The organism is Mesorhizobium sp. M2E.F.Ca.ET.219.01.1.1 (assembly GCF_004016445.2).
Taxonomy (GTDB): domain Bacteria; phylum Pseudomonadota; class Alphaproteobacteria; order Rhizobiales; family Rhizobiaceae; genus Mesorhizobium.
The window spans coordinates 487,012-508,219 of record NZ_SADT02000007.1; the positions used below are offsets into that span (position 1 = coordinate 487,012).

General features: G+C 63.4%; 13 protein-coding genes, 1 tRNA gene and 1 pseudogene. 9 read left to right on the forward strand and 6 right to left on the reverse strand.

The genetic code is table 11. From position 1 onward, the window contains the following. The gene (locus EN862_RS30815) at positions 1-963 is read left to right on the forward strand and encodes an ABC transporter permease subunit (RefSeq protein WP_127867352.1); all 963 of its coding nucleotides are present in this window, start codon (positions 1-3) and stop codon (positions 961-963) included. After that, positions 960-1,778, forward strand: a complete 819-nt coding sequence (locus EN862_RS30820; RefSeq protein WP_127867351.1) for an ABC transporter permease subunit — start codon at positions 960-962, stop codon at positions 1,776-1,778. Before EN862_RS30815 ends, EN862_RS30820 begins: the two co-directional genes overlap by 4 nt. Before the next feature lie 128 nt (positions 1,779-1,906). On the opposite strand, the gene EN862_RS30825 is transcribed toward EN862_RS30820, so the two are convergent. Then, the gene (locus EN862_RS30825; protein ID WP_127867350.1) at positions 1,907-3,787 is read right to left on the reverse strand and encodes an AsmA family protein; all 1,881 of its coding nucleotides are present in this window, start codon (positions 3,785-3,787) and stop codon (positions 1,907-1,909) included. A 265-nt stretch (positions 3,788-4,052) separates the two neighbouring features. Between EN862_RS30825 and EN862_RS30830 the strand changes: the two genes are divergently transcribed. After that, positions 4,053-6,011, forward strand: a complete 1,959-nt coding sequence (locus EN862_RS30830) for an acetoacetate--CoA ligase (RefSeq protein WP_127867349.1) — start codon at positions 4,053-4,055, stop codon at positions 6,009-6,011. A gap of 253 nt (positions 6,012-6,264) precedes the next feature. On the opposite strand, the gene EN862_RS30835 is transcribed toward EN862_RS30830, so the two are convergent. Then, entirely contained in the window at positions 6,265-10,254 is a 3,990-nt protein-coding gene (locus EN862_RS30835) for a PAS domain S-box protein (protein WP_127867348.1), read from the reverse strand. 271 nt (positions 10,255-10,525) lie between these two features. Between EN862_RS30835 and EN862_RS30840 the strand changes: the two genes are divergently transcribed. From EN862_RS30840 to EN862_RS30865, 6 genes and pseudogenes are all read left to right on the forward strand, one after another. Next, positions 10,526-10,993, forward strand: coding sequence for a phasin (locus tag EN862_RS30840; protein ID WP_127867347.1), 468 nt, complete (start codon positions 10,526-10,528; stop codon positions 10,991-10,993). A gap of 366 nt (positions 10,994-11,359) precedes the next feature. After that, a tRNA-His gene (locus EN862_RS30845) sits at positions 11,360-11,436 on the forward strand. Positions 11,437-11,639: 203 nt separating this feature from the next. Beyond that, a pseudogene (locus tag EN862_RS37015) lies at positions 11,640-11,764 on the forward strand (LysR family transcriptional regulator); the annotation flags it as partial. Between the two features lie 353 nt (positions 11,765-12,117). Next, the gene (locus tag EN862_RS30855; protein ID WP_189401673.1) at positions 12,118-14,250 is read left to right on the forward strand and encodes an adenylate/guanylate cyclase domain-containing protein; all 2,133 of its coding nucleotides are present in this window, start codon (positions 12,118-12,120) and stop codon (positions 14,248-14,250) included. 114 nt (positions 14,251-14,364) lie between these two features. After that, the gene (locus EN862_RS30860) at positions 14,365-15,018 is read left to right on the forward strand and encodes a L,D-transpeptidase (protein ID WP_127867345.1); all 654 of its coding nucleotides are present in this window, start codon (positions 14,365-14,367) and stop codon (positions 15,016-15,018) included. Between the two features lie 9 nt (positions 15,019-15,027). Beyond that, positions 15,028-15,540, forward strand: a complete 513-nt coding sequence (locus tag EN862_RS30865) for an OmpA family protein (RefSeq protein WP_127867344.1) — start codon at positions 15,028-15,030, stop codon at positions 15,538-15,540. A 143-nt stretch (positions 15,541-15,683) separates the two neighbouring features. On the opposite strand, the gene EN862_RS30870 is transcribed toward EN862_RS30865, so the two are convergent. From EN862_RS30870 to EN862_RS30885, 4 genes are all read right to left on the reverse strand, one after another. Further along, the gene (locus EN862_RS30870; RefSeq protein WP_245519746.1) at positions 15,684-16,424 is read right to left on the reverse strand and encodes a DUF4239 domain-containing protein; all 741 of its coding nucleotides are present in this window, start codon (positions 16,422-16,424) and stop codon (positions 15,684-15,686) included. Between the two features lie 333 nt (positions 16,425-16,757). After that, positions 16,758-18,686, reverse strand: a complete 1,929-nt coding sequence (locus EN862_RS30875) for an adenylate/guanylate cyclase domain-containing protein (RefSeq protein WP_245519747.1) — start codon at positions 18,684-18,686, stop codon at positions 16,758-16,760. Between the two features lie 138 nt (positions 18,687-18,824). Then, entirely contained in the window at positions 18,825-20,096 is a 1,272-nt protein-coding gene (locus EN862_RS30880) for an AGE family epimerase/isomerase (protein ID WP_245519748.1), read from the reverse strand. Between the two features lie 291 nt (positions 20,097-20,387). After that, positions 20,388-21,101: an alpha/beta hydrolase gene (locus tag EN862_RS30885; protein ID WP_348632095.1), complete on the reverse strand. Its 714-nt coding sequence runs from the start codon at positions 21,099-21,101 to the stop codon at positions 20,388-20,390. Positions 21,102-21,208: the final 107 nt, after the last annotated feature.

The following is a 21,208-nucleotide window of genomic DNA, read 5'->3' on the forward strand; positions in this document are numbered from 1 at the left end:
ATGGCCGATATCGCAGCGACCGCCGCCCCATCGACGCAAACCACAACACTGCCGGCGAGGCTGGCGAAGGGCTTCGTCAACCGCCTCGTCATCATCATCCCCTATCTCTGGCTGCTGTTCTTCTTCCTCGTTCCCTTCATCATCGTCTTCAAGATCTCGCTGTCGCAGACGGCGATCTCGATGCCGCCCTATACGCCGGTGCTTGACTTCAGCGACGGCATCTCGGGATTCCTCGCCGGCTTCCGCGAGCTCAACTTCGATAACTACACCTGGCTCACCCAGGATGCGCTCTATTTCAACGCCTATGTGACGAGCCTGGTCATCGCGGCGATATCGACGATGCTCACCCTGATCGTCGGCTATCCGATCGCCTATGGCATGGCGCGGGCGCCCGCGACGATCCGTCCGACCTTGCTGATGCTGGTGATCCTACCCTTCTGGACCTCGTTCCTGATCCGCGTCTATGCCTGGATCGGCATCCTCAAGCCCGAAGGGCTGCTCAATCAGTTGCTGATGTCGCTGCACATCATCAGCCAGCCGCTGGTGATCTTGAACACTTACACGGCGATCTTCATCGGCATCGTCTATTCCTACCTACCCTTCATGGTTCTGCCGCTCTATTCGTCGCTTGAGAAGATGGACTATTCGCTGGTCGAGGCCGCGGAGGATCTCGGCTGCCCGCCGATCGGCGCCTTCTGGAAGATCACCTTCCCGCTGTCGCTGCCCGGCGTCGTCGCCGGCTGCCTGCTGGTGTTCATCCCGGCCGTCGGCGAGTTCGTCATCCCCGACCTTCTCGGCGGCTCGCAGACGCTGATGATCGGCAAGACGCTGTGGAACGAATTCTTCTCCAACCGCGACTGGCCGGTCTCCTCGGCGGTGGCCGTCATCCTGCTTCTGGTTCTGACCATCCCGATCATGTTCTTCCAGCAGGCGCAGGCAAAGGCACAGGAGCAGGGCAGATGAACTCGACCTGGAGCCGCTTCAACATCACCTCGATCGCGCTGGGCTTTGCCTTCCTCTATTTGCCGATCGTGCTTCTGATCGTCTTTTCCTTCAACGAATCGAAGCTCGTCACCGTCTGGGGCGGCTTCTCGACCAAATGGTACGTGTCGCTGTTCCACAACCAGGGCCTGATGGACGCCACCTGGGTGACGGCGCGCGTCGGCGTCATCTCGGCGACGGTCGCGACCGTGCTCGGCACGCTCGCCGCCATCACGCTGACGCGCTACACGCGCTTCCGGGGGCGGGTGCTGTTCTCGGGCATGGTCTTCGCGCCGCTGGTCATGCCGGAGGTGATCACGGGCCTCTCGTTGCTCTTGCTCTTCGTCGCCGTTGGGCTCGACCGCGGCTTCTTCACGGTGACGCTCGCCCACATCACCTTCACCATGTGCTTCGTCGCCGTCGTCGTGCAGTCGCGGCTGGTCTCGTTCGACCGCTCGCTCGAGGAGGCCGCGATGGATCTCGGCGCGCCACCGGTGAAGACCTTCTTCCAGATCACCTTGCCGGTCATCCTGCCGGCGATCATCTCCGGCTGGATGCTGGCCTTCACGCTCTCGCTCGACGATCTGGTCATCGCGAGCTTCTCCTCGGGGCCGGGCGCCACCACGCTGCCGATGAAGATCTACAGCCAGGTGCGTCTCGGCGTGACGCCGGAAATCAACGCTGCCTGTACCATTCTGATCGCGGTCGTGGCGGTCGGCGTCATCATCGCCTCGATCGCCAACAAGCGTCGCGAAATCCAGCGCCAGCTCGACGAGCAGGCCGCGCAGCGCGGTTAAGTGGCGGGGCGCTTTTGCGCCCTCTAGAGCGGTTCACCGTCTCATGGAAACGGCGAACCGCTCTTCCTTTTGTTTCTACGCAATTCCGGACGGAAAACCGCCCACACTTTTCCTGGAATTGCTCTAATTTACTGGCCCGAGACGCCGGGAGCGATCGGCGAGATGAACGGCGCGCTCCAATTGCCACCGACGAAGAACAGCGACTGGTTCGGCTGAGCGGGAGGCGGACTGGCCGCCTGGCCGTTGGCCTGCTGAGGCTGCTGCGCCGGCTGTCCGGTCGGCACGACGCCGCCCGAGAGCGCCAGCCCGCGTCCGGCATAGGAGGCGATGCCCGACAGCCAGATCTTGTATTTCTGCGCATTGATCTCGGCCTTGTCGAGGCGCGCCACGCCTTTCGAGATGCTTGCCTTGATCTCGGCGCCGTCGATCGGCAGCGAACCGTTGGCGACGTCGTTGAGCGCGAAGAAGCCGCCTTGCTGGTTGCGCTTCAGGAAGGCCGGCAGGTCGAGCCCGTTGAGCGTGCCCGGCCCGAACGTCGCCGAGAACGACCCATCGGCATTCTCGAAAATCGAGTTCCACGCCTTGCCCGGCCCCTTGAGGATGACCGACACCGTACCGGTGCCGGCCGGCACCAGCCGCGTCATTCCCGCCGCCGTGCCAAAGGCGCCCGTGTCCACATCCGATGCCAAGAGCCGCATCTCGACCTGCGTGCCCTCGGGCTTGCGGTCGAGGCGGAGGCTGCTCTGAACGGTGCCGTTGAAGGCCGACGCGTCGGATATGTCGAAGACGGCAAGGCCGTTCTTGACCTGCGCGGTCGCCGCGACGTCGGCGAGCTGCACCGGTCCCGCCGTCGCGTGCGCCGCCGACAGCCTGAGATCGAGGTTGATGCGGTCGGCGAAGCTGGTGTCGATGTCGCCTGGGCCGGCCTCGCCGGTGGGCGCGACAGGCGAGAAGGCCGACAGGAACGATCTCAGATCCAGCGTATCGAAGGCGAGCGTGCCGGCGATCACCGGGCGCCCTTCGGCGAAGGAGAAATCCAGCGCTCCCATGCCCGGATTATTGTTCAGCGTGACGGTCGTGTTCTCGAATTTCGCGCGCCCCGCCGAGGCGTTCACCTTGCTGGTGACCGAGACCGAACCGATCGCGGCACCCGGCGCGAGGCCGGCCTGCGACCACTCCAGCACACGCCGCAGCGACGGCGCGGCGAACTTGGCCTGGCCGTCCAGATAGGCATTGTCCGACATCGAGGCCGTTCCGTCGAAGGAGAATGTCGCGGGCGCCGCCTTGAAGGAGAGGGTGATGGGGGCCGCGCCTCCGGCAAACAGCACCAGCGGCTTCGCCGAGGAGAAATCGAGCTGCACGGTCTCGCCGCGCCAGATTCCGGTCGCGGTCAGCGATGCATCGCTGTTCATCGCCTCCCAGTTCACCTGGCCGCTCAGGCTGCTCAGGATTTCGGTGTCCTTGCCGTCGGCCGTTGTCACGACGCGGCCATCGCGGAACTCGACGGTGCCGAACGGATCGGAAGGCAATCTGCCGAGATCGGGTTTCTGCGGGTTGGCGGTGACCACGCCGCGCGCGGTATCGATCGAGCGCGTGATACGCCCGCCGGTCGGAAGCGGTGGCAGATAGAAGCCGCTCGCCATGCGCTGGACCCTGATCGTCGGGCGCACCAGCCTTGCGGTCGAGAAGGCGACGTCGCCCTGCAGGGCGGCCATGGCCGAGAGATCGACTTCCACGCGATCGGCCTCGACAACCGGCGGCGCGTCGGTCTCTGTCCATTGCGACAGCGTCACGTCGCTGAGGATGGCCCGGAACTTCGGCCAGACCTCGATGCGCGGCGAGCCGTCGATCGTGACCCTAAAGCCGCTCCAGGCGCTCAATTCCCAGGCGATGCGGTCGCGCACAATGCGTGTCGAGGCAATCAGCGGCAGTGCCGCGACCGCAAGCGCGATGACGAGCACGACAACGCCGATCGCCCACACCCCGCGCCGGATCAATGATGATGGCATTTCGCCCCGTATGCTTCTATTGCCGACAAAATCGCCCGACGGGTGTAACCGAGCGCCGACGCTTTTCAAGTCTTTATGGCCCCGCGATGGCATTTGCGCACCGGCAACCATGGATCGCCCGAACAAAATCTTGCTCTGCTGCGCTGCAATATGCATAAGCGAACGGTACGACCCCGGTCCACGGTTGCGCGCCGTTTTTGGAACGATGGCATAGGCGACGTTGAGCTTAACTGGCTCGAACGCGACGCGCTTGGGAGGAGCGATCATGGCCGCCGATACACCTTTGTGGACCCCGACGCAGGAGCGGATCGATGCAGCGCCGCTAACCGCGTTCATGAAGGCCGCGGCAGCGAAGGCCGGGGAGGCTTTCTCCAGCTACGCGGAACTTCACCGCTGGTCGATCGAGGATCGCGGCGCCTTCTGGAGCCTGGTCTGGGATTTCTGCAATCTTGTCGGCGAAAAGGGTGAGCGGAACCTCATCGACGGCGAACGCATGCCCGGCGCCAGCTTCTTCCCCGACGCCAGGCTCAATTTCGCCGAGAACCTCTTGCAGAAGACCGGCGCCGGGGAGGCGATCGTCTTTCGCGGCGAGGACAAGGTCGAGCGCCGGCTGTCCTGGAACGAGCTTCACGCGCTGACCTCGCGGCTGCAGCAGCTCTTCCTGTCGCTCGGCGTCAAGGCCGGCGACCGCATCGCCGCCATGATGCCGAACATGCCCGAGACGATCGCGGCGATGCTGGCGGCAAGCTCGATCGGCGCAGTCTGGTCGTCATGCTCTCCCGATTTCGGCGAGCAGGGCGTGCTCGACCGCTTCGGCCAGATCGAGCCGGTCGTCTTCATCGCGCCGGACGGTTATTGGTACAACGGCAAGGCGATCGAAGTGGCCGACAAGGTCCGCGCGGTCGCGGCGAAGCTGGCGACCGTCCGCAAGGTGCTGATCGTCGACTATCTCGGCACCTCGGCCGACGTCGCCGCCACCATCGACAAGGCGACCGCGCTCGAAGAAGCGCTCTCGCCATTCGCCGCCAGGACGGTCAGCTTCGAGCGGCTGCCCTTCGCGCATCCGCTCTACATCCTGTTTTCCTCGGGCACGACCGGCATCCCGAAATGCATCGTCCACTCGGCCGGCGGCACGCTGATCCAGCACGTCAAGGAGCATCGGCTGCATGCCGGCCTGCTCGACGGCGATCGCCTGTTCTATTTCACCACCTGCGGCTGGATGATGTGGAACTGGCTGGTCTCGGGCCTCGCCTCGGGTGCGACGCTTTTGCTCTATGACGGTTCGCCTTTCTACCCCGACGGCAATGTGCTGTTCGATTTCGCCGATGCCGAGCAGATGACCTATTTCGGCACCTCGGCCAAGTTCATCGATTCGGTTCGCAAGGCCGGTCTGAAGCCGATCGCGAGCCACGACCTGTCGAGCGTGCGCACCATCTCCTCCACCGGCTCGCCGCTGTCGCCGGAGGATTTCCGCTTCGTCTATGACGGCATCAAGAAGGACGTGCATCTGGCCTCGATCTCGGGTGGCACCGACATCGTCTCCTGCTTTGTGCTCGGCGTGCCGACCGAGCCCGTCTGGAGCGGCGAGATCCAGGGTCCCGGCCTTGGCCTGGCTGTCGACGTCTGGGACGACGACGGCAAGCCGATCCGGCAGGAGAAGGGCGAGCTTGTCTGCACCAAGGCCTTCCCGTCGATGCCGATCGGCTTCTGGAACGATCCTGAAGGCAAGAAGTATCACGCCGCCTATTTCGAGCGTTTCGATAATGTCTGGTGCCATGGCGACTTCGCCGAATGGACGGCGCATGGCGGCATGATCATCCACGGCCGCTCGGATGCGACGCTCAATCCGGGCGGGGTCCGGATCGGCACGGCCGAAATCTACAACCAGGTCGAGCAGATGCCGGAAATCCTCGAGGCGCTCTGCATCGGCCAGGACTTCGACAATGATGTGCGCGTCGTGCTGTTCGTGCGGCTGGCCGCCGGCGTGAGCCTCAGCGAGGAGTTGGAAAAGCGCATCCGCGCCAGGATCCGCACCGGCGCCAGTCCGCGCCATGTGCCGGCCAAGATCGTCGCCGTCACCGACATCCCGCGCACCAAGTCCGGCAAGATCACCGAACTTGCGGTGCGCGACGTGGTTCACGGCCGCGCCGTGAAGAACAAGGAAGCGCTTGCCAATCCGGAAGCGCTGGAGCTGTTCCGCGACCTGCCGCAACTGGCAGGCTGACAGATGGCATGGTTAACGAAATCTATCTGCCGAATTTACCTAGATTTCACGGGTGGTACACATTCGTAAATTTTTCCGCCGCCCGGTAAGGACTTGTTAAGGGAGGACCCCGATAGTCGCGTGTAACTTGAGGGAGAAATCCCGTTCCTCGTCCCCTGAGGTTCAGCTCAAGCCCCCGTTGTGACAGCATCCCATTTCTCAAGGCGTCCTCCCGGACGCCTTTTTCTTTGGCCGAAACTGATCCAGGACGATCTTATTCGGCTAGCACGCGGGTCGAGGGGAAGGCGACCTCGACCAGGGTTCCTTCGCCTGGCGTCGAGGTGATGGCGAAGCGGGCGCGGTTTGCCTCCACCATGGCCTTGGTCAGCGGCAGGCCGAGGCCGGTGCCGTCGCCGCGTCCGCGCTTCAGCGCATTGATCTGCTTGAACGGCTTCAGCGCCTGCTCGATCTCGGCCGGGGTCATGCCGATGCCGGTATCGCGCACGCGCATGACGACATCGCCCGAGGCTTCGTAAGCGGTCGAGACGATCACCTGGCCGCCGGCCTGGGTGTAGCGGATGGCGTTGGACAGGATGTTGAGGGCGATCTGGCGCACGCTTCGCAAATCCGCCACCACTTCCGGCAGCCGCGAGGCGAAGCTGGAGCGAATGATGACGCGCTCGCGATTGGCCTGCGGCTGCATCATCGCCACCGTCTCGGCCAGCGTGTCGTTGAGCGACACCGCCTCGTAATCCATCTCCTGCTGGCCGGCCTCGATCTTGGAGATGTCGAGCAGGTCGTTGACGAGATCGAGCACATGATTGCCTGACCGGTTGATGTCGCGCAGGTAGTCGCGATAGCGGTCGTTGGCGATTGGACCGAATTTCTCGTCCACCATCAGCTCGGAAAAGCCGATGATGGCGTTGAGCGGCGTGCGGATCTCATGGCTGATGCGGGCCAGGAAATCCGTCTTCTGCGAAGAGGCGCGCTCGGCCACGGCGCGTGCCTGCGTCAGGTCCTCCTCGGCCCGCTTCCATTGCGTGATGTCGCGCACCACGGCGCAGAAGCCGCTGTCGTTCGGCAGCCTGCCGATGGTCATGAACAGCGGGATGAAACGTCCCTGCGCCTCGCGGCCGATGACCTCGCGGCCGTCATTCAAGACGCTCGCCACGCCCGGCTCCGAGAGGCCAGCGAGATAGTCGCGCGCCGCGCGCTGGCTTTCGATGGCGAACAGCGAGGCAAAGGGCTTGCCGGCGACTTCGTCGCTGTCGAAGCCGAAAAGGGCTTCCGCCGGCCGGCTGATCGAGCGGATATTGCCGTCGCGGCCGATCAGCACGACGCCGTCCGTGGCGGTGTCGATGATGGTGCGCATCTCGGCGATGCGCGATTTCAATTCCGGCACGTCCGGTTGCAGCGCCGGTTCGTCATTCGCGGCGATGAAATGCGCGGCATCGTCCTCGCCGGAGCGCCGCACCACCAGCATCAGCGCCTTGCCGCTCCGCCACGGCACCGAGCGAAGCAGGGCTTCGATCGGAAATTCCTGGCCCTGGCGGCTCTTGAGCTTCAGCGAGTGGTCGCTTTCGTCCGCGGCGGCATCCTCGGCATAGGGATCGGCAAACAGCGCGCCCAGGCCCCCCGCATCCGCTAGGTCTTCCAAAGCATCGTAGCCGGTGAGCTCGAGGAAGGCGTCGTTGGCGTAATGGAGCTCGTCGCCCGAATGGATCAGCAACGGCACCGGCAGCCTGGCGAGGATGGACGTATCGGGCGCCTTGGCTTCTTCTCCGGTCGAAAAAGCGGAGGGCACAAAGCCTGCGAGTTTGAGTGGCGGCGCGTCCAGGCGTGGCCGCGCCGGCGTTACCGTTTCCGGTTCTTCCGCGGCCGCCGTCGCGTCGGCGTCGGAGCCGGCCCAATCCTCGCTGTCTTGCGCATCGCGGAAATCGTCGGCGGTCATGCTGTCGTCGTTCGCCGTCGCATCGCGCGCCGGCTTTTCGGCGACCGGCTCGGTCGCTGGCCGTTCGACCGGCTGCCGCGCCTCGGAGTAGGCATGCTCGGCCGCCTGCTGGGTGGCCGCCGCCTGGCTGTCCTCGGAAGCAGGTTCGACGCCGGCTTCTTGCCCGGATTTCGCACCAGCGGCGTAGCTGAGCAGCGAGCCGGAAGCGGCCGGCGTCAACGTCTTGCCGGCGTCGTCCGTAGCGGCGGCGTCATCGATACCGTCGAGCCTCGCCAGGTCTTTCTGATCTTCCGCCTCGGTCTGTGCTTCCGCGGTCTCGGCATCGGCTTTCGCGTCCGCGGTTTCCGAGGCCGGCGGCGTCGTTTCCAGCGCGGGGTTCTCGTGCGCAGCCGCTTCAAGCGCCGTTGGCTGGTTTGCCTCGGCCTTCGTTTCGGCGGCAGGGTCGTTCGCCGTTGCCTCGTCCTTGCCGGCAACAACCGCATCGGCCTGCTTGCCGGCTTCGGCGGCGCCCGGCTCGGCGGGCAGGGAACTATCCTTGCGCAGCCGCTCGCCGATCTCGCGGAACGCGCTGCGCTCGAGGATCGACAGGCTCCTCTGACTTGCGGGCGTGTCGCTTTCCGGCTGCTTGTCGTTGGCCGGCTGGCGGTGCTCGGCCAGCCTTATCACCTTGTCGGCGAAGCGCCGCTCCGGCTTCGGCACGATGCTCAGCGCCGGCACTTCGCCCTGGAACGGATCTTCGGGCTTTGGCTGCTCGACCGGCGGCTCGCCCCCGGCAGGCGCGGCATTGGGCACCAGCGCCATGCCGAGCGCCTCAGGATCGATCACGGCGTCGGCGCTGCGCGCGACGCCGAAGCCGCGAAAACCCTCGAAGGCGCGGCTGCGGCCATAGACGGGCAGCGCCGCCAGATCGACCGGTATCTTCAGGTCGGTTCCGGCCACCGGCCACAGCACCGATCGGCCCGACCAGGTGTCGCGCCGTTCGAGCAGACCGGCGATCTCGCCCGAGGCGTCGAGGCCGAAAGTGGTGGCGACGTCCTTGAAGCGGCGGCCGATCACATCGGCGGCGGGCTGGCCGACGATGTCCGCGAATTCGGGCGACAACGCGCTGAATTTGCCTTCGGCGTCGGTGCGCCAGACGAAGCGCAAAGGTGGCGCCGAACGATCGATGCCGCGGGGCGGAGTGGGTTGCGCGGGCTTGATGGTTTCGCCGACATCCTGCCGCTGGCCTTCGGCTGCAATGGTCTCCTTCGGCCCGTCCGTCGCCGGCGCTGCCGGTTGAGCCGGCCTCACGTTCTCTTCGCCGGCGTTGAAGTACCAATGGTCATGCTGGCCGGCACCGGGGTCCGTGGCCTGTTGGCCGGGCTCGGCGGCATTAGCCTGATGATCGGTCTGGGCAGGCTGCTGGCCGGCCGTGACCCGGCTTCCGCCGTCAGTCTGCGCATCGCCTTCAGGGCGCTCCGGGACCGGCTCGGCCCGTTCACCAGCCGTCACGACCGGCGCGGGGTTATTGTCCTGGACCGGCCGGGGTTCGGGCTCGGCGGCCAGGCTTTCACCCGACAGCGTGGCGGCAACGGTGCCGGGCGTCGCGACTTGCTCACCATGGGACCGATCGCCCTGGCCAGCGGCCGGCTGTTCGCCTTGGTCTCCGTCGAGCTGGTCCTCATCGATCACCACCAGCAGATGCCGCGTGTCGGTGAGCCGCGCCAAACCGGCCGGGTAGGAAGTGCCGCTGCCAGGCACGAGGCGCTTGACGACACGGTCGCCGCTGCTTGCCACATCTGCAACCAGCGCAGCCAGGGTCCACTGCTCGATGCCGAGCGCGGCGAAGCCCTCCGAAGCCGCCTCGACATCGCCCTGCGCGTCGACGAAGGCGATGAAATGCCCTGCCTCGGTGAAGCCGCCGATGGCGCGGCTGGCGATCTCGCCGGCGCTGCGGGAGCTGATCTGCGCCGCCGGCACCGCCAGCATGATTGCCTTCTCGCCGTCCGGCATCGCCACGGCGCTGGCCAGGAAACCCACGGCACGGCTCACCATGCCTGTGGCCAGCCTCACCGTGATGGCGCGGTCGTTGCCAATCTCGGGAAAACCGCTGGTCGCCATGATCTGCCGCCTGGCGATCAGCGGCAGCCGCGCCGATGCGCCGATGATGGCCTCGATATCCGGATAGCCGAACACCGACGCCCCCGGTCCGTTCGCCCAGATCACCTGTTCGAGGTCGGCCGACAAAATGGCCAGGGCGTCGCCGGCGGCAAAGCGCTGGCGCACCGCGTCGAGCACGGCGACGTCAAGGAAGGAGTAGTTTTCAGGCGGCATGCGCTGGGCAACCCTCCGGAGCGGCCATTTCAGTTAACGCTTTGTTAATAAAAGCCCCCGGTCCGAAGGTCCACAAGCCCTGGCTTGCATAGGTCGAAATCTCTGGGCTCTTGGTTAACGGCCCGGCGGCTGACGCCACGGTTGCCGTGAGGGAAGATTCTTATGGTGCAGTGCAACAAAGATGTTGCAACGCACAAAAAAACCTCTATATTGCCACCATACATGAACGAGACGGCTTTCTGTCAAAGCCGCTATCCCGAAAGGTTGGAAAATGTCCAAGACCACCGCTAAGACCGCTGCCGAGACCATCGAAAACGTTGAATTCCCGAGCTTCGACGCTTCCAAGGCCACCGACCAGATCCGCGCCTTCGCCGAGAAGGGCGTCGAGCAGTCGAAAGAGGCCTATGCCAAGCTGAAGACCGGCGCCGAGGAGACCCAGAAGGTTCTGGAGTCGACCTACGAGACCGCCAAGGCCGTCTCCAGCGACGTCTCGCTCAAGGCGATCGCCGCGCTGCGCGCCAATGCCGAAGCCGGCTTCTCGCACCTTGAAGCCCTGGTCGGCGCCAAGACCCTTTCGGAAGTCGTCGAGCTGCAGACCGCTTTCCTGCGCAAGCGCGCCGAATTGGCGGTGGAGCAGGCCAAGGAGTTCCAGGCCGTTGCCACCAAGGCGGTCGAGGATGTTTCCAAGCCGGTCAAGAGCGCCTTCGAGAAGGCGATGAAGGACGCCAAGGCTGCCTAATTTTCGCGCACAACTGTGCGATGCATCAAAACGTCGCATTTCGTCAGACAAATAGTTATGCGATAGAGTTGAGTAACCAGATACCCGGAAGCGGAACCTCCTCCCTCTGTTTCCGGGGTGACCAGCCAGCACCTCCTCCCGCTGGCTCGGAACAGGAAAAGGCCGGCACCTCCTCCCGCCGGCCTTTTCTTTTGCCTGGATGCCGGCCTTTTCTTTTGCCTGGATGAAGGAGGGCGAGGAAACCGGTTCTTTGCCTTATCAAGGGCCTTGAATTAGAATCCGATAGCCCGTATTGGACGCATCGCCGAAAGACAGAGCGGATCACGGAGAGCAAGCTTTCACCTTGATCCAGTTCATGCGGGGCGTGCCGTTGTAGCTCAGTTGGTTAGAGCACCAGATTGTGGATCTGGGGGTCGCTGGTTCGAGCCCAGCCAACGGTACCATCGCCTTCTCGCGTAAATAGCTGATTTTTCGATTTAACTGGGCGGTTCGTTCGCAGGCTTCGCGTCTGCCTGCGATTTTGCGTCAGTCTCATTCGAGCTGTTTAGGCGGATCTCTATCAAGGCTGGGCACGATCGTCCGCAAGCCGCGTGACACCAGCCTCTCGCTCGTCTTGTCAATTTCGGACGACAGTTGCCGAGTCCGGATTTGGCTTCTCACACAGGGGGAGGCACGCAGAAGAAGCGCGTGCGGCTCTTCACGGAATTCGAATCCCGCAGGCTTGCCGCGTACGCTTCGCTTCTCGCCGGGCTGTCGCTATCGCGCGACTGACGCGCGGCGGGTCGCCGGCGCTACCAGCGCATGCTGAACCCCAGCTTGCCGCTGACGACATTGCTATCGCCGAAGCTCGTCAGGCTCGTCCTCGCTTCGAGGGAGTTCGATGTCACGTCCGAAGATAGACACGTGGTACAGGCTCACCCTCTGCTGCGCCGTCCCTACGCCGGGTGGCGTGGAGGTGGTCAAGGATCATGCGGCCCAAGCCATTTTTAGCTAAGATGATCGCGTGGACAGTTGGCATGCATACGCGAGAGGGTAACGCATGGGGCACAATCTTGGCTTGCTGTCCGAGTTGACGCCGACGCTCCTGTTCGCGACGACGTGATGCAAAGGCAGTGTCGGATCTTATGTCTTCGATAAATGTGACCGGCTCATCCCGCCCCGCGCGTTGGGGCTTGGCCGCAAAGCTGTTTACGACCCTCGTCCTTCTTGGTGCAATCGCGGTCCTGGTCACCGGGGCGCTCGGCTACTTCCGCGCCCGCGACGCTCTCGAAAAAACAGTCTTCGACCAACTCACGGCCTCTCGTCAGGCCAAGACGCGCCAGGTCGAAACCTACTTCCGCACGATCCAGGCAGAGCTGAGCCTGCTTGCCACTTCCAAGATGGTGGTCGATGCGACACGCGAGTTCCGGACTGCGGTCGACCAGCTCGACCAGGCAGGCGCGCCGCTCCAACTGCGGCAGAAGGTCGGCGATTGGTACGCTGAGAACTTCATGCCGGGCATGACGCGCATTCTGGGCAAGGAGCCAGCCCTGTCGGACTACCTGCCGGTCAGTGGGGCTCCCTACTATCTGCAATATCACTACATTGTCGACAATCCCAACCCCGCAGAGCGGCGCAAGCTTCTCGACGACCCCGACGACGGAAGCGAATACTCCAGGCTGCATGCCATATACCATCCATTGATGCGCGCGGCGGCTAGCAAGGTCGGCTTTTTCGATCTCATGATTGCCGATCCAAAATCAGGTCGCCTGATCTATACGGTCGAGAAGGAGGTGGATTTCACCACGTCTCTTCAGTTGGGACCATACCGCAGCGCCAACGTCGCGGCCGCCGTCGCCCGCTGCTCGCAGATCGCAGACCCATCAGCCAGCTGCCTGGAAGATTTCGCCTCTTATGCGCCATCAGGCGGCGCACCGATCGCCTTCATGGCAGCACCGGTGATTGCCCAGGGCGTCGTCATCGGCGTGCTCGTCGCGAAACTGTCGAATGATGAGATCGACAACGTTGTTACCGGCAACCGCCGCTGGCGGCAGGAAGGGTTCGGTGACACAGGTGGGGCCTATCTCGTCGGACCCGATTATCTGGCGCGCTCTGGGCCGCGGGCGTTCTACGAGAGCCGGGATAACTTCTTCGCCGACCTGAAATCCGTCGGCACCTCGGAAGAAGAGATCGCCGCCATTCAGCGTTACGGGACACCTGTGCTGCATCAGCGCATCGACACCAAGGCTTCCCATGCCGCGCTCGCCGGTGTCGAGGGCACAGGCGAGATCATCGGATACCGTGGCGTCCCGACGCTCGCTTCATGGGGACCGCTCGCGATTTCCGATGTCAAATGGGCGCTCGTCGCCAAGATCGACAGCGCCGAGGCCTTCGCACCGATCGCCGAGCTCCGCCGGGATCTGTTGCTCGTCGGAGGACTGGCGATGCTCGTTGTTGCCGCCACCGCCGCCTGGCTTTCGCGCGCGCTGCTCGGCCCGCTCCGCGATCTGACTGCCGGGGTGAAACGCTTCTCTGCTGGCGACTATGCGACCAGCGTGCCGGTCCGCACGCGCGACGAGATTGGCGAGCTCTGCACAGCCTTCAACGGAATGGTTGAGGATCTGCACCAGAAGAATGTCGTGATCGAGAACAAAATCCGCGAGAACGAGCTGCTGCTGCTCAACGTCCTGCCGGCACCGATCGCCAATCGGCTGCGCGCTGGCGAGGAGAGGATCGCCGACGGCTTCGCCGAGGTCACGGTCGCCTTCGCAGACCTGGTCGGGTTCACGACGCTAACATCGGAAATGCCGCCGCACGATGTCGTGATGTTTCTCAACGGACTCTTCACGCGCTTCGACGTTGCCGCCCATGATCTCGGCATCGAGAAGATCAAGACGGTGGGCGACGCCTATATGGCGGTATGCGGCCTACCCGTGCCGGTGGCCAACCACGCCGAACGCATGGTCCGGATGGCCATTCGCATGGTCCATATTACTCGCGAGCACGCGATGGAACACAATATCTCCATGAAGCTCAGGGTTGGCGTCAACAGCGGGCCAGTGGTCGCCGGCGTCATCGGGAAGAGCAAGTACATCTATGATTTATGGGGTGACACAGTGAATCTGGCGAGCCGCATGGAGTCTGGCGGAGTTCCCGACTCGATTCAGGTGACGCGCCCCGTCTACGAACAGCTCAAGGACCAATTTGTCTTCGAGCCTCGCGGTGCCATCGAAGTCAAAGGCAAGGGAAAAGTGGAAGCCTGGGTATTGAGATTTTGATGGCAGCTTGTCGCGCTTCGCACTGACGGCTCGGGCAAACTGCAGCATTTTCCACTTTGAGGCGAAGTAATTCTCAACTATGGTCAGCTAGGCTTAAGGCATGGGGGTTTGCCGATGGTTCTATCACGCAGGGGTGTCGTGATCGGCGGCCTGGCGCTGGTTGCGGTCGGTGCAACCGGCAATGTTCAAGCCGCGGCAAAATCCTATTTCGCCGGTACCGCCACCGACAACAATTTCGTTTATCGAAAGACCAACTTCGCCAAGATCGACAAGAGATGGCATCGCCAGATCGTTAAGTATTTCAGCAGCGAGCCGGTCGGCACCGTCGTGGTCGATACCCGCCACCACTTCCTCTACCTCATCATGGAAAACAAGACCGCCATCCGATACGGCGTCGGCGTCGGCAAGGAAGGCTTCAAATGGTACGGTCGCGCGACGATCGACCGCCGCGCGCTCTGGCCGCAATGGGTTCCGCCCCCAGAAATGCGTAAGCGCAGGCCGGAACTACCTGACATGATCGCAGGCGGTGCGCCCAACAATCCGCTCGGGCCACGCGCGCTCTATCTGTACCGCGACGGCGCCGACATAGGCTACCGCCTGCATGGCACGCTGGAACCATGGAGCATCGGCACCGACGCTTCCAGCGGCTGCATCCGCATGTTCCCGGAAGACATCATCGACCTCTACCAGCGGTGCCCGATCGGCACCGCGGTGGAGGTCCTGCCGCATATCGCCGACCAGGCGCCCGCTTCCACCTCTGTCGAATGATGGCGCCTCATGAACCGCATGATTGAAAACACGCGCCGGCTACTCGCCGCCGGCCTCCTGGTGCTGGCCGCATCCTGCTCGACCAGCAACACCCTGGCCCCTCCCACGCCCGACGTCACCAACGCCGAGATTGCCGGCTTCCAGAACGTACAGCCGGGCAGCGAGGAGGATTTTATCCTCAATGTCGGCCGCCGCACCTATTTCACGAAAGGTTCGGCCGAGCTCGATTCTGTCGCCAAGACCACCCTCGACACCCAGATCGCCTGGTTAGCAAAGTATCCGCGCTGGATGCTCAAGCTGCAGGGGTTCGCCGACGATCCCGGCGCAAACGAAACGGCTCTGTCGCAGCGGCGCGCCGATGCGGTGATGGACTACCTCGCCGCCGGCGGCATAGACCGCAACCGCATGTGGGCCAAGGGCTACGGCAAGGACCGGCTCGTCCGCGACTGCCCCGACACCGCCTGCAGGTCGCAGAATCGCCGCGTCGTGTCTAATTTGCGCGATGAGAGGGACGAGTCGTAGAGGACACTGTTTTGCTTGTCGGTGTCTCACAACGCGACGGCGGCATGTCCGCTTGGCGCCTCATCGGCCGCAGAGATTGGCTTGGCCGCTGCCTGAAAGCAGACGTGGCCAGCGACAGATCCGTCTTTGCGCTCCGATCTGTATCATCCGCCGCCGCCCGCTTCGGGCATAACTTGCAGCAACGGCTGCGGCGATACTGCGATCTCTCCCGTGAAGGGCCGATCGTGGGCGAGAATCAGGAGAACGGATGCCGCCACGCCGGTCGCAAAACTTCCAAGGGCGATCGCCGATGCCATTCGGTTGTCACTGTGAACGACCGCAATCGCGAGAAGAGCACAGAAGGCTTGCAGGACCAGGCAGGCCCACTTCGTGGGATTGACCTGTGCGGAGCTGACGAGAATCCGTTGGCGACGCGCTTCCAGGGCGTCTTCAAGCCATCTCGTCATCTCGCGCTGCGCGATCTCCTGGCCGGGATTGGTTGGCGTCAAAGCCAGCGTCGTCCGCAGCGCCTCGTTAAGCGCCGGCGGGACTATGGTGAGGGTCGCCGCTCCCTCGGCCATCAGCGGCCACTCCTGGCTCGTCGTTTCCTCGATATAGCTGCGCAGCAGCGTCCGTAAGCGCGCCTCGGGTTCCCCGGGAAAGCTGCCCGCCAGAACCATGACCGACCGCAACGCACTGGCCTCGCGATTGACTGCCGCACTGGCGTGATCGTTGTCGCTCCAGACCTGAGCCGCGGTGAACGCCACGAATAAGCCGAAGATGATACCGAGCGGCGGCAACATGCCAGGCGAAAGCGCCTTGAATGACCGCGCCGTGGAGCCCGCAGCAAGAGCGGCGATGCCCTGGTGCAAGATGAACGCGACGATATAGGTGGCCCCGAACACGACGAGAGCCATCCAAGCCAGTGGAAGAGTATGCAACCACCCACTCATAGTAGCGCCTTCCCTATGCTGAGAGTTCGCCGGCAGGCGTTTGTAGGGCCGTAGTTCCACTCGTGGCAATGCCACCGTGTTCCATCGTGTCAACAATCCTACGCACTGCTGCCAGCGCCGGTCGAAAGACCTGCTTTAACAACGGGGCGCTGGCTGTAAGGGGCTTCTTCTATACCCGCCTCGAGAACCTGATGACTCAACAGGCCCTCTGAGGTGACGGTAGCGGAATCTCCCGGGAAGGAGTCAGGATCTAAAGCTGTCTCGCAGTCCCGAGGGAAAATGGCTTTAAACTCCAGAAGGCCGTCCTTCGATTCCGCTTCCTGATTGGCCTTCTGCCTTCGCCAAACTGACCTCCAGGCGCTCGATCAGCGCCCGATAGCGCGGATGATCGCGCAGAGAATTCATATCCACATCCTGCGCCATCCAGTGCACCTGCTGCAATCCAAGCTGCGGCACGCAGTGCTCCAGCGTGTCGATCGCCTTTTCCACGGTGCCGATCGCCGCCAGGAAACACGCGACATTGTAATGGCTGTTATAGTCCTCCGGGTCGATGGCGATGGCGCGCTCGGCCCATTGGAGGGCGCGTTCGTCCAGGCCGAGATTGTGGAGGACGTAACAACCATAGGCATAGGCTGCGCCATCGTCCGGATAGAGCTGCATGGCCTTCTCGATGCGGGTAAGCAGCTCCCCTGAAAGCCTGTGGGCTTCCTCCTCCTCGCCCAGCGTCTTGCGGCAATCCCACAGCATGCACATCGCGCCATAGCTGTTGCGGTCAACCTCCGCCGCCTTCTCATAGGCGGCCGCGGCCTCTGCAAACTTGCGCTCCATGCGCAGCACGTCGCCCAAGGTCCTGTGCGCCTCGTAGAGATCGGGATCGAGCGCGATTGCTCGCCGGCAGGCGGCGCCTGCGAGCTCGATTTGCTCCTTCTGGAAATGCGCCATCGCGTGGGCCACATGAGCTTCCGCGAGCGTCGAGTCCAAGGCCAGCGCGCGCTCAGCCTCGGCGCTCAAGGTGACAAGCTTTGCGCTCGGATCTCCGGATCTCAGCAACATGCCCTCAGCTAACGCCAGCCCGGCCCGCGCCAGAGCGTATTCGGGATCGATCTCCAGCGCCCGCTGGTAGAGCCGTCGGGCTGAAAGGTGATTGCGACGGCCCAGGCGCAAGAAATGCTGCCGTCCCATGAGGTAATATTGATAGGCTTCTACGTTCTCCGTCGTGCGTTTGCCGATGGCAGCACGCTCGGCGGGCATCAGCCGGATCTTCAGGGCATCGACGATGGCCCGCGCGATCTCGTCTTGGAGCGCAAATATGTCGTCAAGATCACGGTCGTAGCGTTCGGCCCACACATGGTGCCCACTCTTCCCGTCGATCAGCTGCGCGGTGATGCGAACGCGACCACCCGCCTTGCGCACGCTGCCTTCCAGCACATGCGAAACGCGCAATTGCCGGGCCGCTTCGCTGACGTCCATCGACTTGCCTTTGAGGGCAAAGGTCGTGTTGCGCGCCGTGACTGCCAGCGCCCCGACCTTGCTGAGGTCCGTAATGATGTCCTCGGTAATGCCGTCAGAGAAGTATTCCTGCTCTGGGTCGCCGCTCATGTTGGTGAAAGGCAGCACGGCGATCGAATGTCCGTTGCGTAACGGAAGCGCATCCTTGACCGACGGCACGGACGAGCTGGTGGGGGATAGCTCAACGGACATGACACGGTAAGCGCGTACCGGCTCCGCAATGTTGTGAACCCGTTGTTCGCCGATATCCGTATAGACGTATTCGAGTTTGCCTTTTACTTGATCGTAAATGGCGCGCCCGATGCAAACGCCGCCAGGCTCCGCTAACTTTTCAAGCCGTGCCGCGATGTTCACACCGTCTCCGTATATCGTGTCGTCTTCGACGATCACGTCGCCGAGGTTTACGCCCATACGGAACGCCATACGCCGGTTTTCGGGGAGGCCCGCGTTCTCGCCGCCCAGTTCGCGCTGCAGTTCGATCGCACACTGCACGGCGTTAACCGCGCTCCCAAACTCGATCAGCAGGCTATCCCCGGCCGAGCCGACGATGCGTCCGTGGAACCGCGCGATTTTGGGCTCGAATACCTCAGCTCGGAGCCGCCTCAGCCGTCCCAGCGTTCCCGACTCGTCGGCTGCCATCAGCCGCGAGTAACCTGCCACGTCGGCGGCCAAGATCGCCGCAAGCCTGCGTTGCTCTTCTCGCAAGGAGGACCTCCCGCCAGTTCGAACAATCTTAGCCTAAGAAACGGCGCGAGCGAGCCCCTGTTCGGATGCGGAATCCGAAATTGGCTTAAGGAAGCATATCGCAGCGAAATTCGACTGCGCGGCAGGTCGCGTCCCGGTCTATGGAAGTCTGGTCGAGGAAGCGTCATAACGTTGACGAATAACGTTCGTCAGGCTCCCTTGCGCCGGATAGAGCGGTATCAGGCAGGCCTGCAGGGCGTGGTACAAGTCGGCTTTGCCGACAAACAGCGAATGCGCCGGGTGCAGGTCCTCATCCAGTTCTTCGAACCATCCGCCATGCTCGCGGTCGATATAGGCCTCGGCGATGGTATTCCAGATGCGCCGGTACCATTCTTCATGGAAGGCGCTTGGACAATGCTCGGCCAGGAATGAGGCAGCGCCCGCGGCCTCGGCGATCGGCCACCAGGGTTTGAAGCGGAACGCCGGCTTGTCGGCCCAGTCGAGGGTGTAGAAAAAGCCGCCTTTGGTTCCATCCCATGCCAGTTCCACGGAGCGCCGAAACAGCATCTCCGCGGCTGCCGGCATCCAGTCGTGCTTTTTGCCGCCAAGCACCCACAGCTGGAGGGTCAGCCTCGCCCACTCGAGCCAATGACCCGGCGTCGTCCCCGACGGACGGAACATCTCGTCGACCGCCCTATAGGAACGGTCGATCGCCCACTGCTCGTCGAAATGCTCGGCGACGCGAAAGTCGCACTCGCGGGCACGGCGGTTGATGATCAGGTCCGCAATGCGCTCCGCCTCGCGCAGGTATTCCTGATCGGCGGTCGCCTCATAGGCGGCCATCAATGCCTCGGTCAGGTGCATGTTGGAATTCTGGCCGCGATAGCCGCGCAACGGCGTCCAGTCGCACTCGAACTCCTCGGCGATGGCGCCGTGCTGCTCTTCCCAGAACCGGTCGTTCAGGATCGTCGTGACGTCTGCCAGCATCCCGTCGGCCAAAGGGTGGCCCACCAGCTTCGCGCTTGATGCCGCAAGCAGCACAAAGGCGTGGCCATAACCCTGTTTGCTGGCGTCCTTGGGCCCGTCGTCGTCGAGCGACCACATGTAGCCGCCATGCTTTGCATCACGATGGCAGTGCCAGAGATACTGCATTCCATGATCGATCATCCGGTCACTTCCAGGCCGCCCAAGCAGACTGGCGATGACGTAGCAATGGACGGCCCGGGCGGTGGTGTGGATTGGCCTGACCGCCTTTCCGGGCAGGGGCTTGCCAGTCGCATCGAGATCGAAGAAGCCGCCCCGCGGGTTGATGGCGACCGGATCGAAAAGGTCGAACAGGATATTTGCCTGCTTGGTGAGCCAGGCGCGGTGCCAAGGCGCATCACGCCAGGCGCCGGGACTGGACGAGGTAACGAAAATTCCGGCATTCAATGTTTCCTGGTGGGCGTGACAGGGTTGGCTGTTGGCGGCGCCGCGTTGGCGGCGCGTCCTTTATACAGACAACGAGCCGCGCGAATGAACCCGTCGAGGCGCCAATTTCGGTGCATGGTCCTTGAGAATGTTTGGAAAGGTCAAGGGCCAAGCCCATCGTGGATGGGCTGGAGGAGGGGGTCGAGTTGTAACGCTCGCGTCACTGACTGGCGAAGCACGGTCCGCGTGTTGGTCGTCACCGTGCGTTCGGACTTGAAGAGCTGAATTGGGCGAGCCGGCCTTTGTGCCCTTTCACGCGGTCAACAGACGGGCCAACAACGCCGAGGCTGGTGTCTCGGCCAAGCCAAGATCGCGGACGCTGCTCATGTGGTTGACCCCTGTAAGGCTCGTGAGGGAAACGACCAGCCCTTGCCGTTCGAGATTCTCTGCGAAAGCGGCGGCCTGGCTGTGGAAAGGCGGCGTTTCCTCGGCGCCGACGGCTACCGCGACCGCGACGCCCGGATCGAAGCTGTGATCGATCGGCGAGAGCCGCTCAACCTCGTCGTCGGTGATCGCGATCTCGGCAGCGAGAAACGACTCCTGCAACGGTGCCAGGTCGTAGATGCCGCCGAGCAGGAGCGCGGATTTGATGCCCGAAGGCCGGGTGTTGTCGTCAAAGAGCATGGTCGCGAGATGCGCCCCGGCGGAATGGCCGCTTACCGTCAGTTGGTCAGGATCGCCGCCATAGCTCGCGATGTGGTCATGTATCCATTGCCTGGCGCGGCGTATTTGATCGACGATCATCGCCATTCTCACGCTCGGCATCAATGCGTAGTCGACGATGACGGCAATCGCCCCGGCGTTGGTGACGGTGTCCGCTACGCAGGAATAGTCGCGCTTGGAGAACATGCGCCAGTAGCCGCCATGAATGAACATGTGCACCGGCAGGCGGTCGCGTTTGCCCTGCGGGAAGAACAGGTCGACGGTTTCCGTGCCGTCCGGTCCGTAAGGCACGTCGGTGGCCATCGGAACTCTCGCCCTGGTCGCGGCGCTGCGCCGGACGATCTCGGCGACGATGTCGTCGAACTCGGGGACATGGTCGCGAATGCGGAATGGATCTTTCGCCATCTGTC